A 10,656-nucleotide genomic window follows, 5' to 3' on the forward strand; every position below is an offset into this window, starting at 1 on the left:
TGCCGAGCTTTTTAAAAAAGATGGTGATGTTTTTAAAAAACTTCCCGATCTTTTTTGAAAACACACCGACCTTTTTTGAAAAGTTCAAGGTCTTTTTGCATCATTCAGTGTGGGTTGCCTGTTTTTTTCAATGTGCCCATAGGCATCGGTCTACACATACGGTGGCATCAGCCTGCACGTATATACGCGTAAGCCTACACGTATATATGCATCGGGCTACACGTACGTACGCATCAGCCTACATATATATGTTATCGGGAGGGATAAACTATCGGTAATCTGTCGAAGGGGATAAACATGACAAGTTCCCGGGGAACTAAGCTTTTCAATTAAATTTAAATTAACAGCACAAATATATAACAATTTTAATATATACAAGGGATCTATTGAAAAATATATTTAATGCACCTTGATTTTTAACATTTGAGATATCAATAGCACCTTATTTAAAGAAGGAACCGATAACTTTCACGGAACTTCCTTGAAATGATTTATATTGTTTTTTCATCGGCTATTCACCGCTTGTTTGGTAGCCGGTAGAAAACAGGTACATCTATTTATCACCACATCTTATTCATTACCAGTGACCTGCGGTGTAAGAACGTCCGTAATGTCCCTTAACTGGTATGTGGGCGGTGGAACGGAGCATGCCGCACACTTGCTGCATCTGTGTTGCGGTGATGCTGCGCTGGCCCTTGAAGTATTCGGTCAGCAGGCCGTCGCCTTCGGCTGCCGACCAGTCCGAACGGCTCACGGAGGCATAAAGCGATGCCTCGTGCATCAGGTCTTTCGAACGGATGTTCTGTCTGTTGGTGCTTCTCACTTGGTATTTCTTTTTTTTCCCGCCAATGTCCGGTGATTCATAGATGTCAAATTGAATGTCTGACATGATGTGTGATGTATTTATCTAACTTATAGGCTGCTATCGTGCAAACATCCGGAAATTTCCGTTGCTTCACCTGGGTGACGAGCCGGATTTTTCGAACATCCTGACTGACCGTTTTTTGGGGGGGCGAAAGTTCTGTCACTGTATAACGCTGGTTTATAGCGATATGCGGTGATGGATTTCGGTAGAAAATAGATAGAAACCGAAAAACAAATCCCATTTATACACGCCACAACGATGATTCTTCTATTACCAACCCTTTAGAGGGATATTGAAAACCAGTGACATAGCTACAGCGACAGTTCCCCGGGAACTTGGGTAAAATAAAAGACGAACTATTTTTTTTGATAAATTATAAAAAGGATATTCGGTTAGAATATCGGCCTTTTTGCTGTTAACCTATAATATCTATTAATAAAATGTTTAAGTATGAAAATGAACCTTTTGTGGAATCGCAAGATGACTTATTCCATGAGTTGTCTTAAAGTTGTGGGCATAGGCTGTTCACTGCTATGTCTGGCTTCAGTAAATGCTGCTTCGGAGACACTGGACAGCGCTCCTCTTCCGATTGTATTACAGGAGAATACAATCAAAGGAACGGTGTATGACGCACAGGGAGAAACCTTGATAGGTGTTTCCATCTTGATCGAAGGAAGTATGGTGGGAACAGTAACGGATTTTGACGGAAACTTCGAACTGGCTGCACGCAAGGGGCAGGTACTGGTGATATCTTATATCGGATATCTCACCCAGAAGGTAACTGTGGGCAATTCGCCATTGAAAGTTATATTGAAAGAAGACACGCAACAACTGGATGAAGTGGTGGTAGTGGGTTATGGTACTACATCGAAGCGTAAGACCACTTCGGCCGTATCGCAGGTGAAGGCCGATGAATTGTCCAAGGTTCCTGTACCTAATATTACACAGAGTCTGGCGGGACGTGCACCGGGATTGATCGTTACCCAGTCGGGAGGTGGTGTCAATGCCAAGGCGTCCATCTCTATCCGTGGTGGTGGAACACCTCTTTATGTTATCGATAATATTATTTGTGAAGAACGCGATTTTCAAAACCTGAATCCGGAGGACATCGATCAGATGTCTATTCTGAAGGATGCTTCTGCAACGGCTGTGTATGGTGCCCGGGCTGCCAACGGTATTGTTATGGTAACCACAAAGAGTGGAAAGACGGGAAAGCTGAACGTGGACTACAGTTTTAACTATACATTGAGCCAGCCTGCCGACTTGCAGAACAAAGTTGATGCCTATACGGCGGCAAGTTATGTGAACCGAGGTTTGGAGTATGATGGACGTGCGCCGCAATACACTCAGAAAGATTTGGACCTTTTCCGTAACGGACAGGATCCGCAAGGGCATCCCAATGTGGACTGGCAGGATATCACCATGCGTACGTTCGCTCCCGAAATGCGCCATAATCTGACCCTGACAGGGGGAGGCGAAACCATGAAGATTTATACAGGATTGGGGTATTATAATCAGGAATCTATTTACCGGACTAACTCCAATAACATGCAGCGTTATAACTTCCGTACCAATCTGGAGGCGAACTTGAAGAATATCGGTCTGAAGATGGTAGCCGGGGTAGATGCTTACATTGTTGACTTGAACGAACCTGCTACAGCCAGCGGACGAGGCTATTACACCACCTGGTCGCACATTCAGAACAAGAAACCATGGGAAGCCGCGTACAATCCGTTCGGACAGATTTACAGTGGTACGACGGACAATGCACTTGTCGATATCAGTGATCAGGGCGGTTATTACAAGGAATCCAAATCGTCCGTACGGGGTAACCTGAACTTGGAATGGGCAGTACCTTGGGTGGAAGGATTGACGCTGAAGGCGTTGGGAAGCTATACGATAGCCAATGACCGTAACAAATCGTGGAACAAATCGGCACAGACTTACGATTGGGAAGGGAATCCGGCTACTTCCAACAAACCCAGTCTGAGCAAGGCAACTTATTACCATCGTAATTTCAACACACAGTTCTTTGCCGATTATCTCAGGACATTTAAAGATGTGCATACAGTGGGGGCTACGTTCGGTATCGAAGCGAGCGGACAGGACTACGACAATTCCGGACTGTCGCGCAAAGAATATATCTTCGACGTCGATCAGATAGGTTCCGGACCGGTAGATACGGCAGAGAACTGGTCGAGTGAAGGAGTGGGGTATCGTCGCGCTGCCTTGATCGGTCGTGTGAAGTACGATTATGCAGCCAAATATATGGTGGAAGCCAATGTTCGTTACGACGGCAGTGACTACTTCCCGTCGGGCGAGCGCTGGGGCGCATTCTTCTCAGGTTCTGCGGCATGGGCCGTTTCCGAAGAGAACTTCTGGAAGGAATGGAACATGGACAAGATCTTTGACCAGTTCAAGTTGCGTGCTTCGTATGGTGAAATCGGTCAGGACTTCCTTGACCTGAACGGTGACAATGTGGCCGACCGCTTTGCATACATTTCTTCTTATACTTTATATACTCGCGGCGCCTATTTGGGTGAAAAGTGGCATCCGAGTTTCGCCGAAGGTTCGCTGATCAGTCCGGATATGACTTGGTACACCACCAAGGACTTTAATATCGGAGTGGACTTCGCTTCACTGAACAGTCGTCTTTCCGGTTCGGTAGATTACTTTGCCAAAGTGACTACCGGTTATTTGGCTACGCCTTCCAATGTGGGATATACTTCTCCGTTGGGTAAGAATCTGCCTGTGGTAAAATCGAACGGCGAGAGCATTCGCCGCGGTTTTGAGTTCGTATTGCAATGGAAAGACCGGATCGGTGATTTGCAATATGGCATCTCTGCCAATATGACTTATTATGACGACCGCTGGAATATCAACCCGAACGAAGCGGAAACCAGTGTGAAGAATCCTTATAAGCGCGGAACGCAGGTGGGAGCCTATACAGGAACATATTATAAAAACCTGGGATATTACACCGATTATCTGGATGTATTGAACAATCCAAAGCGTAACGGTTCCACTAACCTGATGGCGGGTGACTTGAAATACTATGACTTCAATGGTGACGGTAAAATTGACGGTGATGACCAGTATCGCATGGGAAACGGAAGGAATCCGAGATCTAACTACGGTATCAATGTTGATATGAGCTACAAGGGATGGTCGTTCAACATGCTGTGGCAAGGCGCAACCAACTATAATATCTATGTGGATGCTATCCTGATGGGAGGCAATAGCAACTATCTGCCTGTCATTTATGACTTCCAGACAGACATCTGGGCACCAGACAACACGAACTCCCTCTATCCCCGTCAGCATGCGTCTGCCGGATTCAACGGCAGCAACAACTTCGTGGGTACGGATTTCTGGCTGGTCGATGCACGCTATATCCGTTTGAAGAACATGTCCATTGGCTATGACTTCAAGCACAAGTTGTTGAAGAACGTAGCCTGGATGACCAAGTGTAATCTTTCTTTGGCCGGTTATAATCTGCTCACGTTCAGTCCTGCCAAGAAGTGGGGATTCGATCCGGAATCCGGTTCCAGCGGTAACGGATATACGTATCCTATTTCGCGGGTTTATACAGTAAGTCTGAACATCGGCTTCTAATAGTATCATTAATATTCAAAATGAAATGAAAGTCAATATGAAAAACAAGTATATATTACCTATCTTGATGATGGGAGCTGCCGGTTTGCAAAGTTGCAGTGATTTTTTGGATACCAAACCTACGGAAGGTTTTCCCGAAACAGTGGTTTGGGATACACAAAGTACGGTAGATGCGTTTGTTATTGGTAATTATGGAAATGCTTACGGACTGTACGAAGCTTTCTCTACCTGGGATAAAACATTCAGTAACAACATGGTAAATTGCCGTGCTGCTTGTCCCGGTGAGGTGCGTGGACTGATGGAAAACACTTACGGATGGGGGCTGAACGACCGGTTTACTGCTATTCGTAACTGTAACCTGATCATCGAGAAGATGGCGGAATCCAAGCTGGCCGATGCTCATAAGACGCAGTTTGTGGCCGAAGCCAAGATGATGCGCGCCATGATTTATTACGATTTGGCACGTAAGGGTGGACGGTACATTTGGGTGGATCGTGTGTTGACCACGGAAGACGAGTTTAACCTTCCGCTGACTAAGGATATTACGGAGAGTTATCAGCATGTTCTGACAGACATCCGTGAAGCCATTCCGGGCTTGCCCGAAACAGCCGTTAGCGGGCGTTTGACCCGCAATGCAGCGTATGCATTTCTTTCAGAAGTCTGTCTGACCGCTGCCGCTTATACCGATGATGCCGCTACTTTGCAGTTGAATGGAAAGAGTTTGTATCAGGAAGCTATCGATGCTGTGGATGCCTTGCAGGGATTCTCGCTCGATCCCAATTATGAGGATATGTTCAATCAGAAAGGTGCCTACTCTTCTCCCGAAATCATTTTGGCACACTATTGGAGCAAAGATGCTACAACCGTGCAGGGTACCGACATGATTAACCTGATTCCCAACTTGCTGAACAGCAACCTGTCCATTACCAATTGCGGTCCGTTGTTCAAGAATTCGGATATTTTTGAATGTTGGCTGGACCATACTCCCAGCCAGAATCTGGTGGACGATTATCTGGTGATAGACCAGGCAACCGGTAAGGCTGTACGATGGGACGAGGCTTCCCAGTTTGTCAATAATACCCGTCCGTTGAGCCGTGAGGAGGCCATTGCCAAAATAGACCACAAGGAAGAGGCGGAGTTTGACGGAGGAGAGTACTTCAAGGCATTCGAGGTGACCACCCCTGGCATGAGCATCAGCGACCTGATGTACCAGCATCGCGACAAGCGTTTCGACGCTTCCATCGTACATGACGGCTCTGTCTTTCTGGGTGAGAACATCACGACATATTCGCATGGAAACATGAGCCGCTGGGCTTCGCAGCGTTATGCTTCGGACCACGTGCCTTTGACCAACTATAATATGCGCAAGTATATTTATACAGAATGGAGTCCGCGTCCTTTCTACAATGTTTATACGGATTATCACAAGATTCTGTTCCGCTACGGACGCTCGTTGCTGAACAAGGCTGAGGCTCTTCTTCGCTTGAACAAGGTGACGGAAGCTGTGGCTGTATTGAACCAGACTCGTGTGACTCATGGAGGGCTGCCCGCTTCCGAAGCAGTTACCTTGGCAGAGGCTTGGGAAGATTATAAAATAGAACGTCGCGTGGAACTGTTCTGGGAAGGTGATTGGTATTTCAGTCTACTCCGGTGGGGAAAGTACGGTAAAGAGGCCAATGATGGGAAAGCACCGGGCAGTGTCATCGACGAACTGACTGAGCCGGCTACCTTCATTGAGATCAAGACCGATCGCACGGCGGCTTATGTGGGTAATGTGCAGTTGTCTAATGATACACGCAGGTTCGATGTGCGTTCTTATTTGTTCCCGATTACTAAATCTGTCATTCAGGCCAATTCGGCTATCAATGAGTCAGACCAGAATCCGGGATGGGAATAATTGTATTAACTTTATAAAATAGAAACAGGATATGAAAAAAATAACATTCTCAACCCTTAGATGGGTGCTTTTACTGGTTTGTCTTCCGCTTGTGAGCGCGTGTGATTGGGAAGATCTGCCCGCATACGAAGAGGCGGAGATCAGTGCGGTCCAGTTGTATTATCGTTGGGCCAGTGATGAAAAAGATCCCATAACACAGGAACCTATCGTGAAAGAACAGCGTTTGAATGTCAGCAGTGATGTGAATTCCGATGCCGGGGTTATCCAGCTTACGGTGACTGTGCCCGATGCCGGAGGCGATTTTACGGAGGCGGTACGTGCCGAAGTATCTACTAATCCATTGTGGGGACAGGTTACTGTATCGACAGCTGCCCGGATTACTCCGATTGACGGAACAGCCGCTCTGGGCACTCCCGATGACTGGAGCGGTGAGCGGAAATTCAGTGTGAGAGCAGCTGATGGAAATACTAAGATTTGGACTATCAAGATTGTTCAGTTTAATAAATAGCGAGGCAACCGTACTGAACTGAAATTGTTTTAATGTAGAAAATTGTGTAATACCTGAGTTTGTGAAAATTCAGGTATTGCTTTTTATGAGTTAGAAGTTAGAGTATTATAATATAATCCATTATTTTTATCCTCTGAAATGGAAAACCACTTAAAAATAGACTATACGATGAAAGTTTATTTATCTTTTATTTTCTTTTTATGCTTGGCCTGTGTCATGCGGGCGCAAACACAGCAGAAAGATACCCTGTTTGTTTCTGATTACGGTATTCACCCTTATTCTTATGAAAATCAGACGGAACGAATGCAGTCTGTGATAGAGGATTGCAAGAAATTCAAGACTAAGGTGCTGGTGTTCGAGAAGGGGCGGTACGATTTCTGGCCCGAAGGGGCGGTGCGCAAGGAATATTTCATAACCAATACCTCTACCGAACAAGAATGCCCGTCGAAAGTGAAGACCATCGGGCTGTTTTTTGAGGGGGTGGAAGGATTGACTATTGAGGGAAATGATGCAACGCTGATGTTTCATGGAAAGATGACTATGATTGCCATGGCGCATTGCCGGCAGATGGAACTGAAAAACTTGCACTTGGATGCAGAGCGTCCCGGAGGATCGGAGATGACCTATACGCGGGTGGAAGGACAGGGAGTGGAGGTCAGTTTCCACCGGGATTCCCGTTACCAGATAGTCGGCGGGAAGATTCACCTGTATGGCGAAGGGTGGCGCTCCAACAGGATACATTGTATCGAATATGATCCGCAAAGCGAACATTTCTTTTATAGCCATGGGTGGAACAGCCTGGCTTCGTCCGAAGCCGAGGAAGTGGCTCCGGGGGTGGTCCGCTTTGCCACACCGACAGATTTCCAGCCCACAGTGGGCAATACATTGACTGTGCGCGATATCATCAGAGACCAGGTGGGAATGTTCATTTACGAGAGCCGGGATGTAACATTGAACCGGATGGGGGTACACTATATGCATGGATTGGGGATAGTGAGCCAGTATAGCCGGAATATTACAATGAATAAAGTGGAATGTATGCCGCGTCTGGACAGCGGACGGATCTTGGCATCATCGGCAGATTTTATGCACTTCTCGGGATGCAGTGGCAAAATCAATATCTTGAATTGCCGGTATGCCGGAGCGCAGGACGATCCGATCAATGTCCATGGGACAAACCTGCGTGCAGTCCGCAAAGTGAATGCGCAGACACTGGAATTGAGATTCATGCACGGGCAAAGCTATGGGTTTAACGCTTATTTCGAGGGAGATACGGTGGCATTTGTCAAGGCTTCCACAATGGAACGTTTTGCTCCGGCTGTGGTTAAATCCGTTAAACGGTTGACCGACAGGACACTGGAAGTGGCGTTCGACCGCACGATACCCAAGGCTCTGGAGTTGAATCATGACTGTGTGGAAAATATGAGCTGTACTCCCGAAGTGGAGATCCGTCATTGCCATTTCACCCGGACCAGTACGCGCGGAACCCTGATGACCACCCCACGGAAAGTGGTGATAGCCGACAACACTTATTACAAAACCGGAATGAGCGCCATTCTGATAGAGGGTGATGCGGAAGGCTGGTATGAGTCGGGACCGGTTAAAGATATCTTGATAGAGAACAACACGTTCATCGACTGTGCCTACAACGGCGGACCGGGGAATGCGGTCATAGCTTTGCACCCGTCGAATACGGTAGTGGATGCCAATCGCCCGGTGCACCGTAATGTGCGTATTGTTGGTAACAGATTCCGGACATGGGGCAATCCGGTGCTTTATGCCAAAAGTACAGAGGGGCTTCTGTTTAAAGACAACGAGGTGGAACCGGTGTCCGGTATGGAAGTTGTAGCGAAGGAGCAGTTCATTCTGAACGGATGTAAGGACGTGGAAATAAAGAATAATGTTTTTGCAGAACCGTTTTCGAAAGATGCCATCCGTTTTGAGAACATGAAAAAGAAGTATAAGAAATGAACATGAAATGATTTATGACACATTCTCCGTCTTCTTCCCGTTTGGCTTCGCTCGATATTTTGCGTGGCTTTGATTTATTTCTGCTGGTATTCTTCCAGCCGGTGTTGGTTTCAGTCGGCAGGCAGGCCGACCTGCCTTGGCTGAATGCCGTACTTTATCAGTTTGATCATGAGGCTTGGACCGGATTCCGCTTTTGGGATCTGGTGATGCCGCTATTCCTCTTCATGACCGGCGCATCCATGCCGTTCTCGTTTTCCAAGTACGTCGGACTGCCGGACAAGCGGGCGGTGTGGCGGAAAATTATTCGTCGCTTCTTGCTGCTGTTTCTGTTCGGTATGATCGTACAGGGCAACTTGTTGGGGCTGGATCCACAGCACATTTATTTCTATACCAATACCTTGCAGGCCATTGCCAGCGGCTATCTGATTGCCTCCGTCCTGCTGCTCTATGCTTCGCCACGGATGCAGGTGGCCCTTACTCTCGGCCTGTTGCTGGTCTATTGGCTGCCCATGACCTTCTGCGGCGACTTCACGCCCGAAGGGAACTTTGCCAATCGGGTGGACCGGATTCTGTTGGGGCGTTTCCGGGGTGATCCGTCTTATACATGGATATGGAGCAGCCTGACATTCGGAGTGACTGTGATGCTGGGTACTTTTGCGGGACGTATCATGAAGGATGGGAAAAATGACCGGAAGAAGGTAGTTCGCAACTTGTTTATAATAGGTCTGTCCTTGATGGTTGCCGCCATTTTATGGAGTTTCCAGATGCCGGTTATCAAACGCATTTGGTCAGGTAGCATGACGTTGCTTTCGGGAGGTTATTGTTTTCTGCTTATGGCTGTCTTTTATTATTGGATAGACTATAAGGGACACAGCAAGGGATTGGGATGGCTGAAAATATATGGCATGAATTCCATCACTGCCTATCTGTTGGGAGAAGTGGTTAATTTTCGTAGCGTAGCGGCTTCTGTCAGTTATGGGCTGGAACCGTATCTGGGGAATTATTATGGGGCATGGCTTACTTTTGCCAATTATTTGATTCTGTTTTTTATACTTCGGATGATGTATAAAAGTCAGGTGTTCCTGAAGATATAGAAGAGGTCTATTGGGGCATGTGCTTAAATAGGATTTATCAGCCTGTCTAACGCTACTACCGTATACCCCTCTTTTTCTATAAAGTCCAGCACCTGTACCAGCAACCTGTCACTGTCGGGCATCCGGTCATGTAGCAGAAGGGTGGAGCCTGGAACAAGTTGTTTCTTGATGCATTTTGTCGTGCGCCGTGTGGTGCATGACACCGTGCCGATGAAAACGGGGTCTTTTCTGACGGAGTTGGGCGAGTCGCTCGTACCGATTATCCGCATGATGGATGTGTGGGGCAACGAACATCGCGGAATGTTCGACGAAATGGGCAATATCTGTGTGGCAGGCATCGAATAGAAGATTCCGAACGACGAGGTGGCGGCTATGGTAGCAAAATCCTCTACTTGTTGAAAGAGAAATTTCCCAACTGCCAGCTTGTCTTGGATATGGAACAGGTGGCGGACACATCGGCCGGCAACCCGGAGCAGCGCAGACGCCGGCTGAAGTTCTATTGGCCAACCAAAAAGAGATTGATTTTAGAGAATTTCGCCGGAAATATTAACTTTGTGATAATATTCATAAAGGCATAAGTAAAGAGGGTATTCTTTGTATTGATAAAGGGTGGTATTATTAAGTATATTTATCCCTATCTGGAGGATAATTTATACCTCTTCCATCCTTTCCAGTTCCCATCCGCAGAACTGCATCACAATGCAAT

The 10,656-nt window shown here is 46.9% G+C and carries 8 protein-coding genes and 1 pseudogene; 7 read left to right on the forward strand and 2 right to left on the reverse strand.

Features of this window, described 5'->3' with window-relative positions:
- Nucleotides 1-577 precede the first annotated feature (577 nt).
- Nucleotides 578-889: a hypothetical protein gene (locus QYT14_RS18605; RefSeq protein WP_288326301.1), complete on the reverse strand. Its 312-nt coding sequence runs from the start codon at nucleotides 887-889 to the stop codon at nucleotides 578-580.
- A gap of 426 nt (nucleotides 890-1,315) precedes the next feature.
- Here QYT14_RS18605 and QYT14_RS18610 point away from each other — a divergent pair, with 426 nt between their 5' ends.
- The 5 genes from QYT14_RS18610 to QYT14_RS18630 all read left to right on the forward strand — a co-directional run bounded on the left by QYT14_RS18610 (nucleotide 1,316) and on the right by QYT14_RS18630 (nucleotide 9,950).
- Nucleotides 1,316-4,480 carry a TonB-dependent receptor gene (locus QYT14_RS18610; RefSeq protein ID WP_288326303.1) on the forward strand — a complete coding sequence of 1,055 codons (3,165 nt, stop codon included), beginning with the start codon at nucleotides 1,316-1,318 and terminating at the stop codon, nucleotides 4,478-4,480.
- A gap of 37 nt (nucleotides 4,481-4,517) precedes the next feature.
- Entirely contained in the window at nucleotides 4,518-6,377 is a 1,860-nt protein-coding gene (locus QYT14_RS18615) for a RagB/SusD family nutrient uptake outer membrane protein (protein WP_288326305.1), read from the forward strand.
- A 31-nt stretch (nucleotides 6,378-6,408) separates the two neighbouring features.
- Nucleotides 6,409-6,885, forward strand: a complete 477-nt coding sequence (locus tag QYT14_RS18620; RefSeq protein WP_288326307.1) for a hypothetical protein — start codon at nucleotides 6,409-6,411, stop codon at nucleotides 6,883-6,885.
- A 216-nt stretch (nucleotides 6,886-7,101) separates the two neighbouring features.
- Complete coding sequence (locus QYT14_RS18625) at nucleotides 7,102-8,856, forward strand: right-handed parallel beta-helix repeat-containing protein (RefSeq protein WP_288326313.1); 1,755 nt, start codon at nucleotides 7,102-7,104, stop codon at nucleotides 8,854-8,856.
- 14 nt (nucleotides 8,857-8,870) lie between these two features.
- Nucleotides 8,871-9,950, forward strand: coding sequence for a DUF5009 domain-containing protein (locus QYT14_RS18630; RefSeq protein WP_288326309.1), 1,080 nt, complete (start codon nucleotides 8,871-8,873; stop codon nucleotides 9,948-9,950).
- 23 nt (nucleotides 9,951-9,973) lie between these two features.
- Here QYT14_RS18630 and QYT14_RS18915 read toward each other — a convergent pair.
- A pseudogene (locus QYT14_RS18915) lies at nucleotides 9,974-10,126 on the reverse strand (polysaccharide deacetylase family protein); the annotation flags it as partial.
- 34 nt (nucleotides 10,127-10,160) lie between these two features.
- Here QYT14_RS18915 and QYT14_RS18635 point away from each other — a divergent pair.
- Together QYT14_RS18635 and QYT14_RS18640 are read left to right on the forward strand one after the other, a co-directional pair.
- Nucleotides 10,161-10,295 carry a hypothetical protein gene (locus QYT14_RS18635; RefSeq protein WP_347280260.1) on the forward strand — a complete coding sequence of 45 codons (135 nt, stop codon included), beginning with the start codon at nucleotides 10,161-10,163 and terminating at the stop codon, nucleotides 10,293-10,295.
- Between the two features lie 50 nt (nucleotides 10,296-10,345).
- Nucleotides 10,346-10,528, forward strand: coding sequence for a hypothetical protein (locus QYT14_RS18640; RefSeq protein ID WP_288326311.1), 183 nt, complete (start codon nucleotides 10,346-10,348; stop codon nucleotides 10,526-10,528).
- Nucleotides 10,529-10,656: the final 128 nt, after the last annotated feature.

The organism is uncultured Phocaeicola sp., from assembly GCF_948499155.1.
Classification (GTDB): domain Bacteria; phylum Bacteroidota; class Bacteroidia; order Bacteroidales; family Bacteroidaceae; genus Phocaeicola; species Phocaeicola faecalis.

Coding starts and splice junctions, on each gene's coding strand:
- QYT14_RS18615 (WP_288326305.1), top strand. CDS start 4,518: ATGAAAAACAAGTATATATTACCTATCTTGATGATGGGAGCTGCCGGT.
- QYT14_RS18625 (WP_288326313.1), top strand. CDS start 7,102: ATGCGGGCGCAAACACAGCAGAAAGATACCCTGTTTGTTTCTGATTAC.
- QYT14_RS18620 (WP_288326307.1), top strand. CDS start 6,409: ATGAAAAAAATAACATTCTCAACCCTTAGATGGGTGCTTTTACTGGTT.
- QYT14_RS18630 (WP_288326309.1), top strand. CDS start 8,871: ATGACACATTCTCCGTCTTCTTCCCGTTTGGCTTCGCTCGATATTTTG.
- QYT14_RS18635 (WP_347280260.1), top strand. CDS start 10,161: ATGAAAACGGGGTCTTTTCTGACGGAGTTGGGCGAGTCGCTCGTACCG.
- QYT14_RS18605 (WP_288326301.1), bottom strand. CDS start 889: ATGTCAGACATTCAATTTGACATCTATGAATCACCGGACATTGGCGGG.
- QYT14_RS18610 (WP_288326303.1), top strand. CDS start 1,316: ATGAAAATGAACCTTTTGTGGAATCGCAAGATGACTTATTCCATGAGT.